The 19,635-nt window shown below is 71.0% G+C and carries 17 protein-coding genes; 7 read left to right on the top strand and 10 right to left on the bottom strand.

The genetic code is table 11. The features are described 5' to 3' along the window. Nucleotides 1-32: 32 nt before the first annotated feature. On the bottom strand, nucleotides 33-554 hold the full coding sequence (locus ABZV38_RS27145; RefSeq protein ID WP_356331078.1) for an ATP-binding protein: 522 nt from the start codon (nucleotides 552-554) through the stop codon (nucleotides 33-35). Between the two features lie 254 nt (nucleotides 555-808). After that, a complete protein-coding gene (locus ABZV38_RS27140; RefSeq protein WP_356331077.1) occupies nucleotides 809-1,126 on the bottom strand; it encodes a hypothetical protein in 318 nt (105 codons plus the stop codon). Between the two features lie 414 nt (nucleotides 1,127-1,540). Here ABZV38_RS27140 and ABZV38_RS27135 point away from each other — a divergent pair, with 414 nt between their 5' ends. Then, nucleotides 1,541-2,674 carry a PLP-dependent cysteine synthase family protein gene (locus ABZV38_RS27135; RefSeq protein ID WP_356331076.1) on the top strand — a complete coding sequence of 378 codons (1,134 nt, stop codon included), beginning with the start codon at nucleotides 1,541-1,543 and terminating at the stop codon, nucleotides 2,672-2,674. A gap of 312 nt (nucleotides 2,675-2,986) precedes the next feature. On the opposite strand, the gene ABZV38_RS27130 is transcribed toward ABZV38_RS27135, so the two are convergent. The 3 genes from ABZV38_RS27130 to ABZV38_RS27120 all read right to left on the bottom strand — a co-directional run bounded on the left by ABZV38_RS27130 (nucleotide 2,987) and on the right by ABZV38_RS27120 (nucleotide 5,107). Next, nucleotides 2,987-3,676, bottom strand: a complete 690-nt coding sequence (locus ABZV38_RS27130) for a hypothetical protein (RefSeq protein WP_356331075.1) — start codon at nucleotides 3,674-3,676, stop codon at nucleotides 2,987-2,989. A 60-nt stretch (nucleotides 3,677-3,736) separates the two neighbouring features. Next, a complete protein-coding gene (locus ABZV38_RS27125; protein WP_356331074.1) occupies nucleotides 3,737-4,189 on the bottom strand; it encodes an SRPBCC family protein in 453 nt (150 codons plus the stop codon). Between the two features lie 75 nt (nucleotides 4,190-4,264). Then, complete coding sequence (locus tag ABZV38_RS27120) at nucleotides 4,265-5,107, bottom strand: DeoR/GlpR family DNA-binding transcription regulator (RefSeq protein ID WP_356331073.1); 843 nt, start codon at nucleotides 5,105-5,107, stop codon at nucleotides 4,265-4,267. 203 nt (nucleotides 5,108-5,310) lie between these two features. On the opposite strand from ABZV38_RS27120, the gene ABZV38_RS27115 reads away from it, so the two are divergent. Next, nucleotides 5,311-7,743, top strand: coding sequence for a hypothetical protein (locus ABZV38_RS27115; RefSeq protein WP_356331072.1), 2,433 nt, complete (start codon nucleotides 5,311-5,313; stop codon nucleotides 7,741-7,743). On the opposite strand, the gene ABZV38_RS27110 is transcribed toward ABZV38_RS27115, so the two are convergent. The 3 genes from ABZV38_RS27110 to ABZV38_RS27100 all read right to left on the bottom strand — a co-directional run bounded on the left by ABZV38_RS27110 (nucleotide 7,713) and on the right by ABZV38_RS27100 (nucleotide 11,772). Beyond that, nucleotides 7,713-10,145 (bottom strand): right-handed parallel beta-helix repeat-containing protein, encoded by a 2,433-nt coding sequence (locus tag ABZV38_RS27110; protein WP_356331071.1) that lies wholly within the window; start codon nucleotides 10,143-10,145, stop codon nucleotides 7,713-7,715. The genes ABZV38_RS27115 and ABZV38_RS27110 overlap by 31 nt on opposite strands. A 151-nt stretch (nucleotides 10,146-10,296) precedes the next feature. Further along, on the bottom strand, nucleotides 10,297-10,905 hold the full coding sequence (locus tag ABZV38_RS27105; protein ID WP_356331070.1) for a hypothetical protein: 609 nt from the start codon (nucleotides 10,903-10,905) through the stop codon (nucleotides 10,297-10,299). 387 nt (nucleotides 10,906-11,292) lie between these two features. After that, nucleotides 11,293-11,772, bottom strand: coding sequence for a DUF6643 family protein (locus tag ABZV38_RS27100; RefSeq protein ID WP_356331069.1), 480 nt, complete (start codon nucleotides 11,770-11,772; stop codon nucleotides 11,293-11,295). Between the two features lie 256 nt (nucleotides 11,773-12,028). Here ABZV38_RS27100 and ABZV38_RS27095 point away from each other — a divergent pair, with 256 nt between their 5' ends. Then, complete coding sequence (locus ABZV38_RS27095) at nucleotides 12,029-13,393, top strand: TerD family protein (protein ID WP_356331068.1); 1,365 nt, start codon at nucleotides 12,029-12,031, stop codon at nucleotides 13,391-13,393. A gap of 52 nt (nucleotides 13,394-13,445) precedes the next feature. Here the strand turns inward: ABZV38_RS27095 and ABZV38_RS27090 are convergent, their stop codons facing one another. Then, nucleotides 13,446-14,624 (bottom strand): glycosyltransferase, encoded by a 1,179-nt coding sequence (locus tag ABZV38_RS27090; protein ID WP_356331067.1) that lies wholly within the window; start codon nucleotides 14,622-14,624, stop codon nucleotides 13,446-13,448. Between the two features lie 58 nt (nucleotides 14,625-14,682). On the opposite strand from ABZV38_RS27090, the gene ABZV38_RS27085 reads away from it, so the two are divergent. After that, nucleotides 14,683-15,468 carry an aspartate/glutamate racemase family protein gene (locus tag ABZV38_RS27085; protein ID WP_356331066.1) on the top strand — a complete coding sequence of 262 codons (786 nt, stop codon included), beginning with the start codon at nucleotides 14,683-14,685 and terminating at the stop codon, nucleotides 15,466-15,468. Between the two features lie 68 nt (nucleotides 15,469-15,536). Next, nucleotides 15,537-16,100 (top strand): hypothetical protein, encoded by a 564-nt coding sequence (locus tag ABZV38_RS27080; protein WP_356331065.1) that lies wholly within the window; start codon nucleotides 15,537-15,539, stop codon nucleotides 16,098-16,100. Between the two features lie 38 nt (nucleotides 16,101-16,138). Here the strand turns inward: ABZV38_RS27080 and ABZV38_RS27075 are convergent, their stop codons facing one another. Continuing rightward, on the bottom strand, nucleotides 16,139-17,296 hold the full coding sequence (locus ABZV38_RS27075; protein ID WP_356331064.1) for an O-antigen ligase family protein: 1,158 nt from the start codon (nucleotides 17,294-17,296) through the stop codon (nucleotides 16,139-16,141). A 193-nt stretch (nucleotides 17,297-17,489) separates the two neighbouring features. Here ABZV38_RS27075 and lnt point away from each other — a divergent pair, with 193 nt between their 5' ends. Then, a complete protein-coding gene (gene lnt / locus ABZV38_RS27070; RefSeq protein WP_356331063.1) occupies nucleotides 17,490-19,082 on the top strand; it encodes an apolipoprotein N-acyltransferase in 1,593 nt (530 codons plus the stop codon). A gap of 33 nt (nucleotides 19,083-19,115) precedes the next feature. Further along, entirely contained in the window at nucleotides 19,116-19,595 is a 480-nt protein-coding gene (locus ABZV38_RS27065) for an NUDIX domain-containing protein (protein ID WP_356331062.1), read from the top strand. The last annotated feature ends 40 nt before the right edge of the window (nucleotides 19,596-19,635 follow it).

Genomic DNA, 19,635 nt, shown 5'->3' with positions numbered 1-19,635 from the left:
CTCCTCGCTGCGTCGGTGATCCGGGGCAGCCCTTAGCCCACCGCGGCGGACCGGGGGTCGGTGTGGGCCACCCTCTCCAGGGATGCGCTGTCGACATCCCCGAACGGGCCGTCGGTCGTGGCCCCGTACACCGAGTGCGGCCGCACCGCGGCGAACAGGGAAGGGGCCGGAAGCGTGAACCAGACGACCTTCCCGGCCTCACCACGCGGCCGGACTCCCCAGCTCTCACTGACCGCGGCAATCAGGGCCAGCCCGCGCCCCGATGTGCTGGATGCGTCGGCCTCGCGCACGGTCGGCAGCCGGGGGTCGTGGTCGTGGACGGAGACCGTCAGTCGTTCGAGCAGGAACTCGATCTCGACGGTGCACGTTTTGTCCGGCTGTGCATGCCGGTGGACATTGGTCAGCAGTTCGGTGACGCCCAGCGCTGCCTGGTCGATCAGAGGATCCAGATGCCAGTAGCGCAACTGCGCCGAGATGATTCTGCGGACCTGACCGATCCGCGACGGCAGGGCCTGGAGCTCCACCGTGCAGTGCCTGCTTGGCTCGCTGATCACGGCTGCGACTCCCCGAAATAGGTCCGGAAGAAGACGGCGGAACGGAGTCGGCGGACAGCCGGCTGCTGTTCCTGGGCCGGCGGCCTGGATCGCAGGGTCAGCGCCGGTGAACCATGAGTGACGTGAGTCCAATGTCGCTCAGGGGTAACGGCTCCGCAACTCGCAGTGTCCGGACGGCTCCGCTCCGTCAGCCCTGCTGTGCCGACCCCGCGATGTCGGCTGTCGTCCCGGCTGTGCGAGGCCCGCCCGTGATGTCAGCCCCGTCGGGCGCCCGCGCTGTGCAGTGCCTCGAGGAACCGGTGCGACGGCCCCGCTCGGTCCCGCCCATGATCGCGCTGTCCCATCGTCAGCCGGTAGCGCGTCCCGTTGAATCGCGCCACCGCCGAGTCCGCACCGGCGAACCATGGCCTGCCCGCGCTGACCGCCCCCACCGGAGCGCTGTCGATCTCCCGGCCGTAACTGGTCAGCAGCGCCACCCGGCCGTCCTTCACGATCACCTGCCCGGCTCTCGTGAGCGAGCGGGCCCACCGCTCGATCCGTACCCCCGTCGCACTGAACTCCGTTTCCGCCATGACTGCTTCGCCCCCTTCATCATGCTTCCGACGGCAAGTCTGCATGCGGCCCGGCCGGCGCACCAGACCGTATCGGGGGCGGATGTCGCAATTGCGCCGGGCCAAGGGCTGTCCCGTAATCCCTGGCGGGCGCGCGACGACAGCTACGGCACCTCGCTGCGCTGTCGAAACGCCCGAATACGCCCAGTGTGAGGACGCTCCTCCGCCTTGCGATGCACCGCATCTGACGCCGCGCGCTGATCCACCAGGGATTACGGGACAGCCCTTAGGGGACAGCCGTCCGGGCCGCCAACGCCAAGGCAGGGCTATGGACCCCCAAAGTCAATGTTTATGCAGGTAGGGGGCATATCGTTGATGTGCGGGGTCCGGGGGCCGGGGTCCGGCAGTCCGGTGACGACGAGCAGGAGCGTGCTGATGGACACCAATGAGCACAGGCACGACGGCAGGGTCATGGCGACCGTCGACGTCGACCGCACCGACCATGAGTACCGGGCCTGGCTGAACGAGGCCGTACGCAAGGTCCAGGCCGACGCCAACCGCTCCGCCGACACGCATCTGCTGCGTTTCCCGCTGCCCGAGGCCTGGGGGATCGACCTCTATCTCAAGGATGAGTCGACGCACCCCACAGGCAGCCTCAAGCACCGGCTCGCCCGCTCGCTCTTCCTCTACGGGCTCTGCAACGGCTGGATCCGGCCGGGCAAGCCGGTGATCGAGGCGTCCAGCGGCTCGACGGCCGTCTCGGAGGCCTACTTCGCGAAGCTGATCGGGGTGCCGTTCATCGCGGTGATGCCGCGCACCACCAGCCCCGAGAAGTGCCGGCTGATCCAATTCCACGGCGGTCAGTGCCACTTCGTCGACGACGCCCAGAGGCTGTACGAGGAGTCGGCCACGCTCGCCGCCGACACCGGCGGTCACTACATGGACCAGTTCACCTACGCCGAGCGGGCCACCGACTGGCGCGGCAACAACAACATCGCCGAGTCGATCTACCAGCAACTGCGGCTGGAGCGCTACCCGGAGCCCACCTGGATCGTCGCCACCGCCGGAACCGGCGGCACCTCGGCGACCATAGCCCGCTATGTGCACTACATGCAGTACGAAACCCGGATCTGTGTGCCCGACCCGGAGAACTCCTGTTTCTTCGAAGGCTGGACCCACCACAACGCCCTCGCCACCAGCGACTGCGGTTCACGCATCGAAGGAATCGGCCGGCCCCGGATGGAACCGAGCTTCGTACCAGGCGCCATCGACCGGATGATGAAGGTGCCGGACGCGGCCAGTGTCGCCACCGTACGCGCCTTGGAGCAGGCCATCGGCCGCAAGGCGGGCGGCTCCACCGGCACCGGGCTGTGGAGCGCCTTCAAGCTCGTCGCCGAAATGCTGGAACAGGGCCGCGCAGGCAGCATCGTCACGCTGCTCTGCGACCCGGGCGACCGCTACCTCGACAAGTACTACTCCGACAGCTGGCTCGCCGGACAGGGCCTCGACATCGCCCCGTACGCCGCGACGATCGAACACTTCCTGGCCACCGGCAACTGGCCCCGCTGAGCCCCGTCCCTCATCCGCGGGCCGAGCCTCAGGCGGAGGTGGCGTCAAAAGCTGATCACCAAGCTCAAAGCGCACGGCCACGATGCGGTTGCCGCGTCTCCGAACACCGGTGTCAATACCATTACCGGTGAAGGCCTTGCCGAAGCGCTGCCAGGCGCGGACGTGGCCATCGGCGGGCGAAGGCGCGAGCAAGACGTTCGGGCAGAATGGCTCTCGCGAAGCCTTACTCGGCCTTGCTACCTGCCTCATCACCCACCGACACGTCCAACGCCTTTGTTAGGACCTCTGAGCTTGAGATTAAACCTGTAAAGATCATTTAGCTGCTGTGGTGCTCTCGACCTCTGGTGTTGGTTGGCACTGGCTGTTTTTGCTGGTGGGGGTCTTCCTTTTCCCGACTGGGTAGCGGGTACGGGGTGGTCGGGTGGTGCCTTTCGGGCGGCCGGGGCCTGCGGTTGCGGGTTTCGGTCTTCTGGCGGGGGTGCCGATCGTGCGCCGTAGGTGACGAAAACCTCGGCGGACACGGCCGGGTGTCATCGGCTGGTCGGCGGGGATGGATCGTTCCCACGGGCGTCGCAGGTCACGGGTGAGGGTGCGGGCAAGGCGGAGTTGGGCGTGTGCGGCCAGGATCAGCCAGGTCCAGCGCTCGCCCTGCTCGGGAGTGCGGATCTGCGGGCGGGTCCAGCCCAGCACTGCTTTGATCAGCCGAAAGGTGTGCTCGATGTCGAACCTGCGCAGGTAGGTCTTCCACAGCAGGTCCAGGTCGAAGGCCGTGTGAGCGGGCGCGGTGTGCCACAGCCACAGATCCTGTGGCGCCCGGTTGCCGGGCAGGTGCTCGACTTTGATCCGGATCACGGTGCCCGGCACGACCGGCATGGTCCCGGTGAAGCCGGTCCAGCCGGCCTGCCGGGTCAGCACGCCAACCAGGCATAGCGAGAAGCCCCCTCGTTTACCAGGGGGAGGAGTCACGGAACGCACCTCCCGTGCGATCGGCAGCGGACGCACCCCGTCCGCGAGGTGCCACACGATAACTGTCACACCGTCAGATGTCCGCACCGGTCCGTGCTACCGATACGGCCGCACCGGGCCGTCCAGGAGACCGTCCAGCACCCGGCCGAAGATCCGGCGGCCCGCGCCGGAGATCAGCGCGTCTCCCCACTGCGGCAACAGCCGGATGCGAAGCTCCTCCACCCACACCACATGCGATCCGCATTCCGCCGGATACACGTCGATCGAGGCCCGGCCCAACACCACCGAACCGCGCTTCTGCAACCGGCAGAGCCCGGCCCGGCCGGCCGCGGGCGGCGTCCAGTGCACCACCTCCATCGGATCGTCGAACCCCAGCGGGCCGACCCCTGTGCGGGCCACGAAGACGGTCCCGACTCCGGTGGGCAGCCCCGTCGGGACGCTGATCCGGGTGAGCGGGACATGCGCGGCGTGCCGTTCCCAGTCGGTCACCCGACGCCAGGACTCGGCGGCGGGCAGGGGGGTGAATCGCTCGATCCGGAAGACGGCCACAGCACGATCCTAGGACGTGACGGGCACGGTGCGCACAGAGCGGAACGTGTGATTCGCTCCTGCGCCGCCCACTGTCTAGCTGTCGGAGCGCTCGCCCTCGGCGGTCTCGCCCGCCACCACCAGGCCCGGCAGATGTTCCTCGATCTCCTCGCGGGCCCGCGCCGACAGACGGGAATCGGTGACGAAGGTGTCCACCTGCTCCAGCGCTGCGAACGAACTCAGGCCCACCGTGCCCCACTTGGTGTGGTCGGCGACGACCACCACGCGTCGCGCCGAGTGCACGAAGCGCCGGTTGGTCTCGGCCTCCGCCAGATTCGGCGTCGACAGCCCGGCCTCGACCGAGATCCCGTGCACCCCGAGAAACAGCACATCGAAGTGGAGCGAACCGATCGCCTGGTCGGCGACCGGGCCGACCAGCGAGTCCGACGGAGTCCGTACCCCACCGGTGAGGACCACCGTGGCGGCCCCGGCCCGTGGCCCGCCCGTCGCCGAACGCTGCGCGGTGTGGAACACGTCGGCGACCCGCACCGAGTTCGTCACCACCGTCAACTCCGGTACGTCCAGCAGATGCTGGGCCAGCGCAAACGTAGTCGTACCACCGGAGAGCGCGATCGCGCTGCCGGGCACGGCCATGGTCGCGGCGACCCGTGCGATGTCCTCCTTGGCGGTCAGCTCCAGCGTCGACTTCACCTCGAAGCCGGGCTCGTGCGTGCTCGCCTCGACAACCGGCACCGCGCCGCCGTGCACCTTCTCGATGACCCCCTGACGGGCCAGTGCGTCCAGATCCCGGCGGACGGTCATGTCGGAGACGCTGAGCTTGCGGGTCAGCTCATTGACCCTGACCCCGCCGCGCCTGCGTACCTCGTCGAGGATCAGGGCACGCCGCTGCTCCGCGAGGAGGTTCTGATTCTCGCTCAACGCCGGGTCCGGTCCTTCCCTCTCGCCTGTTGCAGGCTGGCCGTCTGTCGGACGGGGTCATCCTGCCACGCAGCTCCGTCCGGCGCCGCACTGGGGAGATTCGGTGAGACGGGTGCCCTTGCGGCCGCTGTTCCGCGATTCTGGTGACTGCGCATCAGCACGCAGCCCGGAGCACCGCGAGAGCGAGAGAGCGAGTCACCCACGTGCCCCCTGTCACCCAGGCCCCGCAGAGCACGGGGGCCGCGCTGGAACTGCTCGTCCACGGCGTCGGCGGGGCCACTCCCCAGGACATGCTCGACGATCCGCGTATCGTCCGGGTCACCGGTGACGCGACGGCGGCCATCTACCGTCGCACCGGGGACGTCGACGCCGAGCAGCACCCCGAGCGGTATCGGGAACGGCCCATCGAGGAGGCCTACTGCTGGTCCAACCTCACCTCCGGCAACGGTTCCCGCGCGCTCTGGCTCCTGCTGCTCCCGTTCATGGTGGTCAACCTGGCCCACTGGATGCGGCCCACCGCCAAGGGCCGCACCCGCGCGGTGCGGCTCTACGGCGTACTCGTCCGGCTCGTCGCCCTCAGCCTCACCGTGCTGTTCACCGCGGCAGCCTGTGAGGTCGCGCTCGATCTGGTGGCCTGGCAGTGCGCGGGCGTACCCGACTGCTCGAACCAGCGGTCCTGGCTCGGCTTCCTGTCGACGGAGCAGGGCGGCTGGTGGTCGCAGCCGGGCCGTCGGCTCGCGCTCGCGGCCCTGGTGCCCACCGCCCTGGTGGGACTGCTCTGGTACCTGTCCAACCGGACCTGGAGCGCATACGAGTCGCAGCGCCCGCTCACCGGTGCCGAGCCGGACGACCACGTTCCTGACGGCGCCATTCCCGACGACATGCCCGACGACGTTCCTGCCGGCCCTCCCGGCGGCCTCCCCAACGGCGGGATCGACGCCACCCCCGCCGTCCGCCCCGCCCTCGGCCGCCCCGGCTTCTGGTACGGCCGGCGGCTCGTGGCCCGGCTGCGGGCCGCGCACACCGCCGCCGGGTTCCTGACCGTGGCGGCCTCCGTCGCGGGCGCCGCCGCCCGGCACGACCGCGCCGTCAGCGGCCCCGTACCCGACATCCTCGGCCGGCTGATCGAGGCAATGCTCGTGCTGGGCACCCTCGTTGTGCTCTGGGTGGTCTGCCGTCGCGGCCGCAGCGAGCGGCGGATCGACAACCGGCTCGACCGCGCCGTCATCAGCTGTCTTCCCGGCGCCGCCCTCGCCCTGCTCCTCCTCGCCGCTGTGTACGCCGCCTGGTCCCGCCCCGGCTGGGTCTCCGCGGGCTCGCTCCCCGGCGACGTCACGTTCCGTGTCCTCACCGTCGGCCAGGGGGCACTCGTAGTGGCCCTTGCGGTGGTGGCGCTCGGCCTGTACCGCCGGACGCCCGAGCCGCGCACGGTCATGTACGGACTCGGTGGCCCCGCGGTCGCGATGCTCGCCTGCGCCCTCGGCGGCGTCATGTCCGGCGGGGTCGCGCAGCGCGTCGCCGACTGGCTCGACGGCTCCGGCACTCCCGGCATGGGGCGGACCTCCGCCATCGACGGGCCGCCCGTCCTGCTCAGCTGGCAGGCCTCCGTCATCCCCGTATTCCTGGTGCTCGTGCTGGTCCCCGCCGCCGTGCTGGGTGTACGCACCTGGCTCGCCGCCCGCGCCCTGGAACCCGAGGTCGACCAGGAGTACGGGCAGAAGCGGCCGGACGGCGCCCGTACCCGGCAGATCGCCAGGACCCGGGCCACGGCCGCGCTCACCGACTCGGCGCCCTGGCTGCTGGGCCTGGTCTCCGGCGCCACTTTGCTGCTCGGCGCGGGCGCCGTCGCCGGGGCGTGGGTGAGCGGACAGGTACCGGGACTGGCGCTGGACGGTGCCGGCCCGTTCATCGAGTCGGTGGCGGAAGCGGCCCAGTCGACCGGGTCCTGGATGATCGGCTTCGGCTTCATCCTCTTCGTCACCTGGGGGCGGCGCGCCTACCGGGATGCCTCCGCGCGGCGCACCATCGGCATCCTCTGGGACGTCGGTACGTTCTGGCCGCGCGCCGCTCACCCCTTCGCGCCGCCGTGCTACGCCGAGCGTGCCGTCCCCGACCTGGCGTCCCGGATGTCCGGCTGGACCGGCCGCACCCGGGGCAGGCTCGTCATCTCGGGCCACTCCCAGGGCAGCGTCCTTGCGGCGTCCGCGGTCTGGCAGTTGCCCGCCGAGACCCGGAATCGGGTCGCCCTGCTCACTTATGGTTCGCCGATCGAGCGGCTGTACGGGCGCTGGTTTCCGGCGTACTTCGGTTCCGGACCGCTGCACGGACTGCACCGGTCCGTGCACTGCTGGCGCAATCTGTGGCGGGCCACCGACCCGATCGGCGGCCGGGTCCGGCTCGACGACGGGCCGGGGCCCGAGGTGGACCGGGGGCCTCTGAGGGACCCGCTGGTCTACGGGCGTACACAGGAACATCCGCTGCCCGAACCCGTGCTGGGGCACTCGGACTACCAGGCCGACCCGGTCTTCGCCGAGGAGCGGGCCGCGCTGCTCGACCGGCTCGGCCCGGTCCTGCCCCGCCAGGCCGGCGGGGACTCCGAGGAGACTCAGGGGAGTTCCGGCAGGTCCTCCGGGTAGAGCAGGGTGAGGTCGTCGGTGCTCGGCTCGGCGAGCTGGGCGACCCGGCCCGCATGCCGCTCGACCATGGACTCGAAGGTCTGGCGGGCCGTGCGGCCGTTACCGAACGCGGGGCCCTTGGGCAGCTCGGTGAAGTACTTCAGCAGTGCATCCCCGGTGTCCCCGGCCAGGCTGTACTCGTGTTCCTCGGCCTGCTGCTCGACGATCCGCAGCAGTTCGGCGGGCTCGTAGTCGCTGAAGGTGATGGTCCGTGAGAAACGGGACGCCACGCCGGGGTTGACGGTGAGGAACCGCTCCATCTCGTGGGTGTAGCCGGCGACGATGACGACCACCGCGTCCCGGTGATCCTCCATCAGCTTCACCAGCGTGTCGATCGCCTCGCGGCCGAAGTCCCGGCCCGAGTCCTCCGGCGACAGCGCGTACGCCTCGTCGACGAACAGCACGCCACCGCGTGCCCGGTCGAAGGCCTCCTGGGTACGGATGGCTGTCGAGCCGATGTGCTCGCCGACCAGATCGACCCGGGACACCTCGACGAGATGCCCGCGCTCCAGCACACCCAGCGAGGCGAGGATCTCGCCGTACAGCCGGGCCACGGTGGTCTTGCCGGTACCGGGGGAGCCGGTGAAGACGAGATGGCGCCGCACCGAAGCGGCCTTGAGTCCGGCCTCAAGCCGGCGGCGGCCCACCTCGATCATGTCCGTGAGGGCTCGCACCTCGCGCTTGACGCTGTCCAGGCCCACCAGCGCGTCCAGTTCGCCGAGAACGGCGCCCGACGTACGTACCGGTTCGGCGGGCACGTCGACGGCGGTGGGCGCGACCGCCCGCTGCGGGGGCACCGCATCGAGCAGCCCGGGGGCCGCCTCGGTGGCCGTCAGCACCGTGGGTGGCGGGGGAGGGGGAGTGCGCAGCCCACTCTCGTCGCTGGTGCAGTCCTCCACGACCGGGCCCGTCCCCTGACCGTCGCCGTGCGAGCCGCCTTCGGCGAACTCGTAGCCCCCGCGGGCACACCGCTCCGTGCGGCACCGGGTCAGCGTCGTACGGCAGCCGTCCATCACATGGAAGCCGTAGCCGTCGCTTCCGGTGACCCGGCAGCTGTGGAAGGTGCCGCGGCCCTCGGCCGAGACATAGAAACCGGCCTCGGCGGGCGAGGTGACCGTGCAGCGCTCGATGGTCGGGTCCGCGCCCTTGGTGACGATGACACCGGTCTGCGCCGCGTCGATGGTGCAGTTGTTCAGCGTGCCGCCGCTGCCGTGGTCGCGGAACCAGGCACCGGTCGACGCCTCCCGGATCCGGCAGTCGTCGAGCTGCGCGGTCGCCCCGTCGCTCACCGACACCGCCGTGTTGCGGACCTGGGTGAGATCGCTGTCGACGACATCGGCGCGCGAACCCCGGTCGAGGACGAAGATCGCGTCCGGCACGTCGTGGACCCGGCAGGAGTCCAGTATCACGGTCGCCCCGTCGCTCACCCAGACAGCCGGGTAGTCGCCCGTACTGTCGTGGATCTCGCACTGGTTGGCGTCGACCCGGGTGCCGGGGTCCCACACGGAGAGGCCGTTGCGGCCGAAGCGCCGCACCGTGGACCGGGTCAGCGTGAGGACCGAACGGGAACGCAGATCCACCGCGTTCTCCGGGATGTCATGGATGTCGCAGTCGGCGAGCGTCAGCACCGCATCCGTGTCGAGCGTGACCCCGTCCGACGAAGTGCGGTGCACCGTGCAGTCGGTGAGATGGGCGGTGGCGCGGGCGGTCACCTGTATTCCGCTGCCCTTGATCTCGTACACCTCGCAGCCGACCCCCTCCAGAGCGCTGCCCTCACCGGTGACACTCAGCCCCGCGCCCGAGGCGTGGTGGATGCGGCAGCGCTCCAGCCGCGGATGCGCACCGCCGCGTACCGAGACCCCGGACTGTCCGGCCGAGACGATCTCGCACTCCTCGAACACCCCACCCGCACCGTCGAGTACGGCGATGCCGACCCCCGCAGGGTTGTCGACCGTGCAGCGACGCACGGTCGGGCGGGCCGCACCGCGCACCTCGATCCCGGCGGCGGACCGCGTCACGATCCGCAGATCCGCCAGCTCCGGGGCGCCGTCCTCGACGAGGAGCGCGGGAGCTGCCGAGTCCTGGCCCTCCACATGCAGATCCTGGACGACGGCGGAGGCGCGGAGCGTCAGCGGTACGCCGTCGACCGGCGCGATCCGTACGGAGCCGACGGAGCCCTCCGGGCCGCGCAGCGTCACCGCGCGGTGCAGGACCAGATTCTCCCGGTAGGTGCCCGGCGCGACGGTGAGGACATCACCGTCCGCCGCGGCCTCCAGGGCTGCGGTGAGGGAGGCGTATTCGCCAGTGCGGCGCCGCCACCGCGATGTGCCGGTGTGCGTCACCTGGACCGTGCCCTGTGCCATGGCGCTGCTGTGCCCCCACCTCGTGCGTGTGTGATGCCCTGACCACCGGCCTTTCGGCAGCGGTCATTCCGGGTCCGCCCGTCGAAGAGGCGGGCGGGCCGGTCCACCGTAGCGCGCGCGGAGGGCGGGAGTTGACGCGATCAGCAGCTCGTCAGCTGCCGGTGCCCGTCCTGCCCCAGTCCGGACCGGCCTCCGCCCATGCCCGGTCGAGTCGTGCGTACCGCCGTTGCACCATGCGCCATACGATCAAACGCCGCCCGGCCTCGACCAGACCGACACCGATCAGCGTCACCCCGAACCCTGCCAGCGCCGCATGGGTGCGGGCCGTCGCCGCGTCCATGGGGCGCAGCGACGGGTGGCCCTGCGGATCCGTCCAGATCCGCACCCGGGAGCCGGGCTCCGTGACCCGGGAGGAGGTCGCCACCGTACCCCTGATGGGCGTGCCGTCCGGGGCCTTCCAGCGCGCCAGTACCGACGTCCGCGTCGTACGCTCCGAGGACACCTCGGGATCGGTGACCATGTGCGGCGCCCCCGGCACCCGGCGCACCACGACCGCCGTTGTGGGATGGCGCTGCGTCTGCTGGAACCGTACCGACTGCTGCAGGACGTCGTCGGTGAGCGCCCCGCACAGCCAGCCGAGCGCCGGCGCCGCCAGCACCATCAACAGCAGCGCGACCAGAGCCACCCATGCCTCGCGCCGGTCGGTGGCGCGGCGCAGAGGATTGTGCCGCCAACGCCAGACTCCCGATACCGCTCGCACAGTTCTGCACCCCCTTCCGCATCCGTCATAACCTGATACGGCACACTTCGCGCGCTGGAGCAGCGAAGAGAGAGCTACTTCACCCTGTCCAACGCACGGTCCACCCCGGTGAGTTCCCCCTCGACCGGGCTGTCGTGTGTCGGCGGTGGTGATGAGACGGCCAGTGCTGTGCGCGGCTGCTGACGTGGTGCGACGGCCCGGTCCGCGGCGTCGGACGGCATCCGCCGACGGTTGCCGTCGAGTCCCCATGGCTCGACGGCGCGCAGACTGGATGCGTGGGCGCAGCACGTAGTACGGGAGGGCGTGAGCGCGCATCCTGCCGGTCCCCGGACAGGCCCGTGTGCGGCGGGTCGCTCCGGCTCGTACGCCTGGCTCCGTACCTCCGGCTCAGTACCCCCGGCCCTGGTACGGGCGGTTGTACGGGTCCTCGTACGGAGAGGGCGCGGGTGCGGGCCGCGGCGACGCCGGACGCATCGACTCGTACCCGGTACCCGGCGCGGGGCGCTGCTGCTGGGGCTGAGGGGCCTGGTAGCCGCCACGCATCCCGGTCGGCTGCTGCGGGATGTACGGCGCCGGGGCCTGCTGCAGATGAGCCGGCTGCATCGGCGCGTAACTCTGCTGCTGCGCGGCCATCGGCTGCGGGTAGCCGTACGACGGGTTGGGCTGGGAAGGCGCCGCGGGAAGAGCCGGCAGAGCCGCCGGGAGCGCCGGCAGGTAGCTGTTGCCGATGTCATAGGCGGCAGGCACTCGGATCGGGGCGATCTGAGGGGTACCCCGCTCCGCGACCAGGGAGTCGTAGATCGGAGTGTCGGGGAACGACGGCGCGGCGTAGTAGCCGCCGCCGTAGGTGGAGCGGGGGGAGGTCATGACACATAAGTTAAGCCCACGATGTGCTGGTTGGGGAGCCCGATAAGAGGGTTGGTTTACGAGATGTGAGTGAACCAGGATCCCCAATGCGAGCGAACTTGGGAAAAAAGGGCGTCCGGGCGCGTAGTAATCGTGTAAAGGGCGAGTTCACGGGGGGTTACCGGCGGATCGCGGGACGGGGTACGTCATCGCTGTGGGCTCGACGAGGGAGGCGGATTAGGTTGGCCCGGGAAAGTCTTCGGCAGCCGGACTCGCGATGGGGGCGAGCATGACCATGCTAAAGGGAACCAATGTTCCGGTGGCGGCTCAGGCCGTGCGGGTCGAATTGGGGTGGCGTACCGCGCCGGGCGCACCGGACGTGGATGGATCGGCGCTCCTTCTCGTGTCGGGTAAGGTCCGCAGCGACGCGGACTTCGTCTTTTACAACCAGCCGGTGCACGCCTCGGGTGCGGTGCGTCACGAGGGCAGACGGAGCGTGGCCGACGGCGTCACGGACAGCCTCGCGGTGGACCTGGAGCGGGTGGAGCCCGCCATCGATCGCGTCGTCCTGGCCGCCTCCGCGGACGGCGGCACCTTCGGGCAGGTGGCGGGGCTCCATGTACGGATCACGGACGCGTCGGACGGCACCGAGATCGCGCGCTTCGACAGTGCCGACGCGACGGTGGAGACCGCATTCATTCTCGGTGAGCTGTACCGGCGGCAGGGGGCCTGGAAATTCCGGGCCGTGGGCCAGGGGTACAGCACCGGTCTCGAAGGTCTCGCCACGGACTTCGGTATTTCCGTCGACGAACCACAGCACCCGCAGCAGCCTCAGCAATCACATCAGCCGCAACAGCCTCAACAGCCCCAAAGTGCAACGCGCGTTGACCTGCCGACACCGCCACAGGTGCCCCCCGGACAGTACCCCCAGTCCCCGCCTGCCGCCCGGATGGCACCACTCGTACCTCCGGCACCCCCGGCCGCCCCGCCGGCCGCTCAGCCCGTCCGGCTGACCAAGGTGACGCTCACCAAGGAGGCGCCCTCGGTCTCGCTCGCCAAGCAGGGCGGCACTTCGGGGGCCATGCGTGTGAATCTCAACTGGCAAGTCCGCAAACAGTTCACGGGGTGGGGCAGCAAACTCGGCAGAGCCATCGCCAACCACGCGGACCTCGATCTTGATCTCTGTGCCCTCTACGAACTGACCGATGGCAGGAAGGGAGTTGTGCAGGCGCTCGGAAACGCCTTCGGCGCTCTCGGGCAGCCCCCGTATGTCCATCTCGACGGAGACGACCGCACCGGTGGCGTCTCCACCGGCGAGAACCTCACGATCAACCTCGATCACAAGGACCGGCTCCGCCGCGTCCTGATCTTCGTCACCATCTATGAAGGCGCCCGGAGTTTCGCCGATCTGCACGCGACCGTCACCCTGCAGCCGCAGCACGGCGCTGCCATCGACTTCTCGCTCGACGAATGCACCGTCCCCTCCACGGTCTGCGCGCTCGCACTCATCACCAACACCGGGGGAGACCTCACCGTGCAGCGCGAAGCCCGCTATCTCGTACCCGAGCGCGGGGTGAGCCCGCAGCGCACCATCGACTACGCCTACGGGTGGGGGATGAACTGGACACCAGGCCGTAAATGACCCCGGATCCGTCCGGTCCCGCCTCAGTCGGCGGACCGGCACCGCCATCCGCTCAACGGTCCGGCGCGGCCTCGGGACGGGCGTAGGTACGCCCCTTCCAGGCCGCGCCACGGCCCCGGTAGTGCTGCACCGCCGAATCGACCGTCATCAGCAGATACAGCACGGCGGTGAACGGCAGCAGCGGCGCCAGCCAGAGCGACTGCCGGTAGAAACCCAGCATCGGCATATACGTCCCGGTCATCACCGCCCACGCCGCGCCACCCGCCCACGCCGCCACCGGGTCACTGCCCAGCAGCCCCACCGCAAGCGCGACCGGCGGTGCGAGATAGACGAGCGCGAGACCCAGCACCGTACCGACCAGCAGCAGCGGGTTGTGCCTCAACTGGGCGTACGCGCTCCGCGAGACCATCCGCCAGAGATCCGCCAGCCGGGGATACGGCCGCACACTGTCCACCCGCTCCGCGAGCCCCAGCCAGATCCGGCCGCCGCTGCGCTGCACCGCGCGCGCCAGCGACACATCGTCGATCACCGCCTGCCGGATCGACTCCGGCACCCGCGCCCGCTCTGCGGCCTCGGTCCGCAACAGCACGCACCCGCCCGCCGCGGCCGCGGTCCGCGCCGTCGCCCGGTTCACCCACCGGAACGGATAGAGCTGCGCGAAGAAGTACACGAAGGCCGGCACGACGAGGCGCTCCCATGCGCTCGCCACCCTCAGCCGCGCCATCTGCGAGACCAGATCGAACCCACCGGAGCGGGCAGCGGCGACCAGCTCCCGCAGACTGTCCGGCTCATGCGCGATGTCCGCGTCCGTCAGCAGCAGGTATTCCGGCGCCGGCTCCCGGGCACGCGCGAGGGAGATCCCGTGCCGCACGGCCCACAGCTTGCCCGTCCAGCCCGGCTCGGGCTCCCCGGGCGACACCACCGTCACCGGAAGCCCGCCGTACCGTACGGACAGCGCACGGGCGAGATCCCCCGTGCCGTCCTTGCTGCAGTCGTCGACCAGGATGACCTCCGAGGCCCCCGGATAGTCCTGCGCCAGCAGCGACGGCAGACTCACCGGCAGCATGTCCGCCTCGTCACGGGCGGGCACCACGATCGCGACCGACGGCCAGCCGTCCGGGGCCGCACGCCGCGGCAGCCGCTGGTCGGTCCGCCAGAAGAACCCCTGTCCCAGCAGCAGCCACACCCATGCGAACAGTGAACCCACGGCGATCCAGGCAATGGCACTCATTCGCCGCAGTCTGCCCCACTGTGACGAGACCGCAAGGGCGGTCGACTATGGTGACCGGGTGAAGATCGCGCTCATGGACTCCGGAATCGGCCTGCTCGCGGCGGCCGCCGCGGTACGCCGGCTGAGACCCGACGCCGATCTGGTGCTCTCCTCCGACCCCGACGGCATGCCGTGGGGTCCTCGTACGCCGCAGGACGTGACGGCACGCGCGCTGGCCGTGGCCCGCGCGGCCGCAGCCCACCGGCCCGACGCACTGATCATCGCCTGCAACACCGCCTCCGTGCACGCTCTGCCGACGCTCCGCGCCGAGCTGGAACCCACGCTGCCGGTCGTCGGCACCGTCCCCGCGATCAAGCCGGCCGCGGCCGGTGGCGGTCCGGTCGCGATCTGGGCCACTCCCGCCACCACGGGCAGCCCGTACCAGCGCGGACTCATCGGGGACTTCGCCCGCTCGGTCGCCGTCACCGAAGTTCCGTGCCCCGGTCTCGCCGACGCCGTGCAGAACGCGGACGAAGCCGCGATCGACCGTGCCGTCGCCGCGGCGGCGGCTCTCACTCCATCGGACGTAAGGGCCGTCGTTCTGGGCTGTACCCACTACGAACTGGTCGCCGAGCGGATCCGGGCCGCCGTGCAGCAGCCCGGTCTGCCGCCCGTCACGCTGCACGGCTCCGCCGGGGCCGTCGCCGCCCAGGCGCTGCGCCGGATCGGGGCCGCACCCGTTCCTTCGGCCGAACCGGCCACCTCGCTCACCGTGCTCCTCAGCGGCCGCGCCGCCGAGCTGCCGGAAGCCGCCCTGGCCTATGCCGAGGGACTGCTGCTGGGCGCCGTCAGCCCCGCCCGCTGAGCCTGCGGCGGCCCGGCGAGGGCTGTTCCACCCGTCGCGGCTGCCCCGATTCTGAGTACGCTTCTGGCATGAGGGACCACCCCCGAAAACCGACGCACACCGGAGCCGAGACGTCTCCCGCCGTCTGGACCGGACGGGCCACCAACAAGGCCCAGTGGGTGCTCGCCGCCGCCGGTGCGGCCTGCACGGCCCTGGGCGTTCAGCTCGCCGTGAGCTCCGACTGGACCTCCGGCATCGTCCCGTTGCTGATGGCGGTGATCGGCTGCGTGGCGGCCGGACTTCTCATGCTGTTCGGCACGCTCGCCTTCGTGAACGTGGCCGTCCGGGTCGACGCGCGCGCCCTCGAAGTGCGCTGCGGTCACATGGGCCTGCCGCGCCGCCGGATCCTGCTCACCCAGGTGGTGGGCGCGGATTTCGTACCCCAGGTCACCCCCCGCCAGTGGGGCGGCTGGGGCTACCGCTGGCGGCCCGAGCGGGGCACAGCCGTGGTGGTCCGCAAGGGAGAGGGCCTGGTGCTCAGGCTCGGCGACGGCAGGACCTTCACGGTCACGGTGGACGACGCGGAGGCGGGCGTACGGTTCATCCGCGAGCGGCTCCACCTGCCGGCGGCCGGCGCACCGGCCGGGGCCTGAGCGGGTAGCAGCCCCAGTGGCTCAGCCAACCCGGTCGGTCAGAGCGGCGTGTGATCCGCCCGCGGGCCGCATTCGGCCGCGGTCTGCCTCCCGTCCGCGGCGGGGCCCGCATCGCCGGAACCCTCCGCACGGGACCCGTCAGCCGCTCGTGCCGTGTCCGACGCAGCTCTCCCGTTCCCGATGGGCAACCGGGCCGATGCCAGCCCCGCGAGCAGTCCTGCCCCCGCCGTCACGGGCGTGAAGCTCAGTGCATTTCCGACACTCGCCAGGGCCGCGAGTGCGGTGAGCGCGGCGCCTGCCGTCAGGACGACCGCCGTGGTGCGGGGCGAGCGCCAGAGCACGTACAGCAGCCAGCCGAAGGCCGCCCCCAGCAGCGTCACCCCCACCACCCCCTGCTCGGCGGCCTGCTGCAGCGGCGCCGAGTGCGGCTTCCCGTCGGATCGCAGGGTCTGCTGGGCGGTCGGGCTCAGTTCGGCGAACCGGTCGGATCCGACGCCCAGCACCGGATGTTCCTTGGCGAGCGTCACCGCGTCCTGCCACAGAAGCACGCGGTTCCGGGTGAGCTGACCCTCCAGGGAGATCATCAGGCCGTCGGGCAGTGCCTCCTCGGCCACCGCCCATGACGTACCGACCACCAGCGCCGTGACCAGTGCGAACCCGGCGAGCCCGAGCAGCCTGCGGCGCATTTTCGCCGCGGCCAGCGAACAGAGCAGCACCCCGAGCGCCGCGACGAAACCGGCCACCGACCGCATGGTCAGCGCGGCGCAGGCGGTACCGAACGCGAGCAGCCGCAGCGTGAGGCGCAACGGAGCCCGCCGGGCCACCGCGGCCGCGCAGCAGGCGGCGCCCGCGGCCAGTACCAGCAGCGCGGCCGCCGCCCCGGTGTGCCCGGGGGCGATGTCGACGGCGGCGGTGGCGCCCGGCATACCGCTGGTGCGTGAGACGAGGGCCATGACGAGGGCGGCGACGGCGGCGGCCGTGGCGGTGGCCACCGGCAGCAGCGTCCCGCAGATCCGGCCGCAGGCGAAGCCCGCGGCGACGGCCAGCAGCGCCAGCAGCACGCCCTCCGGCCTCGTCTCCCGCCCGGCCGCGCTGACCAACGACCAGATCGCGCAGGCGGCGAGAATCGCCGCTCCGGCTCCGTCGGACGCGTTGCCGCGTTCCCGAGCCGCGTGCCCGCCTGCCGGTGCAGTCATCCGTCCGACCCCCCGAACTGTGACCGTCCCGTCCGCGGCGGCCGGATGCGGCCGGTCGGCGGGGGACTGGCGCACACGGTAACGGCAGTGGTGCGGGTTTGTGGAGGAAAAGCGCAGGAACCATCCGGTAGGGAGGATTCCGGCACGGCACGGGACTGCCCCGCACACAGCCGACCACCGTAGACTCCGCCTGGTGAGCGCCACCATCACCGCAGTCGACGACCCGCAGTCCGCCCCTTCGTCCCGGGGCAGACGGCTTCTGCCGCGGCTCGTGCGACCGGCGGCGGCCGTGCTCGCGGGCGTGCTGCTGTACCTGAGCTTCCCGCCCCGGCCCCTGTGGTGGCTGGTTCTGCCCGGCTTCGCCCTGCTCGGCTGGTGCCTGCACGGCCGTCGGCTCCGCGCCGGTTTCGGCCTCGGCCTGCTGGCCGGCCTCGGCTTCATGCTGCCGCTGCTGCACTGGACAGGCGAGGAGGTCGGACCCGTCCCGTGGCTGGCGCTCGCCGTCGCCGAAGCGCTGTTCGTCGCGGTGGGCTGCATCGGAATCGCCGCCGTGTCCCGGCTCGCCTGGTGGCCGGTCTGGACCGCTGCGGTCTGGACGCTGGACGAGGCGGTCCGGGCGAGGGTGCCCTTCGGCGGCTTCCCCTGGGGCAAGATCGCGTTCGGGCAGGCGGACAGTGTGTTCCTGCCGCTCGCGGCCGTCGGCGGCACCCCGCTGCTCTCGTTCGCGGTGGTGCTGTGCGGCTTCGGGCTCCTCGAAGCGGTGCGTGCCTTCCGTAGGTACCGCAGCACCGGTCAGGTTCCCCGGGCCACGGTCGCCGCAGCGGCCGCCGCCGTCCTCGTACCCCTTGCCGGGGCGCTGGCCGCGCTGCCGCTCGTCGACGACTCGGCGGAGGACGGCACCGCGACCGTCGCGGCGATCCAGGGCAATGTGCCGCGCCTCGGACTCGACTTCAACGCGCAGCGCCGCGCTGTCCTCGACAATCACGCGCGCCGAACCGAACAGCTCGCCCGCGAGGTGAAGGCGGGCAAGGTGCCGCAGCCCGACTTCGTCCTGTGGCCGGAGAACTCCTCCGACCTCGATCCCTACCGCAACGCGGACGCGCGGATCGTCATCGACGAGGCCGTGAAGGCGATCAACGCCCCCACCGTGGTCGGCGCCGTCGTCGAGCCCAGTACCGGCAACCTGCGCAACACCCTCATCCAGTGGGACCCGGAGGGCGGCCCCGTCGCCACGTACGACAAGCGCCGCATCCAGCCCTTCGGCGAGTACATGCCGATGCGTTCCGTCGCACGCATCTTCAGCTCGGACGTCGACCGGGTGCAGCGCGACTTCGGCCCGGGCAAGAAGGTGGGCGTCTTCGATCTGGCGGGCACCCAGGTGGGGCTCGTCACCTGCTACGAAGCCGCCTTCGACGACGCCGTACGCGACACCGTCGAACACGGCAGCCAGCTGATCGCCGTCCCCAGCAACAACGCCACCTTCGGGCGCAGCGAGATGACGTACCAGCAGCTGGCCATGAGCCGGGTGCGGGCCGTCGAGCACAGCCGGTCCGTCGTCGTTCCCGTCACCAGTGGGGTCAGCGCGGTCATCCGCCCGGACGGGACGATCGTCCAGCAGACGAAGATGTTCACCCCGGACGCACTGGTGGACAAGGTGCCGCTGCGCTCCTCACTGACCCCCGCGACCCGGCTGGGCACGCTCCCCGAAGGGCTGCTCGCGCTGATCGCCGTGGCCGGACTGGGCTGGGTGGCTGTCCGGACGGTACGGGTCCGCCGCGGGCGCTGAGCCGCGCCCGGCGGGCCACGTATGGTCGTCCCCATGGCCATTCCTGACTTCATCCGCGAACTTCGTGTCACTGCCGGTACACAGCTGCTCCTGCTGCCGGGCGTCACTGCCGTGGTCTTCGACGACGAGGGCCGGGTGTTGCTGGGGAGACGCACCGACACCGGTAAATGGTCGGTCATCGGCGGCATCTGCGAGCCGGGGGAACAGCCCGCCACGACCGCGGTGCGCGAGGTGTACGAAGAGACCGCTGTGCACTGCGTGGTGGAGCGGGTGGTGCTCACGCAGATGCTGGACCCCGTGCAGTACGCGAACGGCGACCGGTGCCAGTTCCTGGACGTGACCTTCCGCTGCCGGGCGACCGGAGGTGAGGCTCGCGTCAATGACGACGAGTCGCTGGAGGTGGCCTGGTTCTCGGTCGACGCCCTGCCGCCGATGAACGAGTTGGCGCTCCTCCGGATCAAGCAGTCGCTCACCGATGAGCCCACGTGGTTCGAACCCACCGTCCAGCGGTGACGCCGTAACCGCTCGTGGCGTCGCCGGACGGGCTCGATCA

Origin of the sequence: Streptomyces sp. NPDC005181, assembly GCF_040608395.1 — a bacterium.
Classification (GTDB): domain Bacteria; phylum Actinomycetota; class Actinomycetes; order Streptomycetales; family Streptomycetaceae; genus Streptomyces.
This window is presented reverse-complemented; position numbering and strand designations above follow the sequence as displayed.

Bases quoted from the DNA above. Each gene is read 5' to 3' on its own strand.
- ABZV38_RS27080 (WP_356331065.1), top strand. From the start codon at position 15,537: ATGAGGGACCACCCCCGAAAACCGACGCACACCGGAGCCGAGACGTCT.
- ABZV38_RS27135 (WP_356331076.1), top strand. From the start codon at position 1,541: ATGGACACCAATGAGCACAGGCACGACGGCAGGGTCATGGCGACCGTC.
- ABZV38_RS27075 (WP_356331064.1), bottom strand. From the start codon at position 17,296: ATGACTGCACCGGCAGGCGGGCACGCGGCTCGGGAACGCGGCAACGCG.
- ABZV38_RS27100 (WP_356331069.1), bottom strand. From the start codon at position 11,772: ATGACCTCCCCCCGCTCCACCTACGGCGGCGGCTACTACGCCGCGCCG.
- ABZV38_RS27140 (WP_356331077.1), bottom strand. From the start codon at position 1,126: ATGGCGGAAACGGAGTTCAGTGCGACGGGGGTACGGATCGAGCGGTGG.
- ABZV38_RS27095 (WP_356331068.1), top strand. From the start codon at position 12,029: ATGGGGGCGAGCATGACCATGCTAAAGGGAACCAATGTTCCGGTGGCG.
- ABZV38_RS27090 (WP_356331067.1), bottom strand. From the start codon at position 14,624: ATGAGTGCCATTGCCTGGATCGCCGTGGGTTCACTGTTCGCATGGGTG.
- ABZV38_RS27065 (WP_356331062.1), top strand. From the start codon at position 19,116: ATGGCCATTCCTGACTTCATCCGCGAACTTCGTGTCACTGCCGGTACA.
- ABZV38_RS27110 (WP_356331071.1), bottom strand. From the start codon at position 10,145: ATGGCACAGGGCACGGTCCAGGTGACGCACACCGGCACATCGCGGTGG.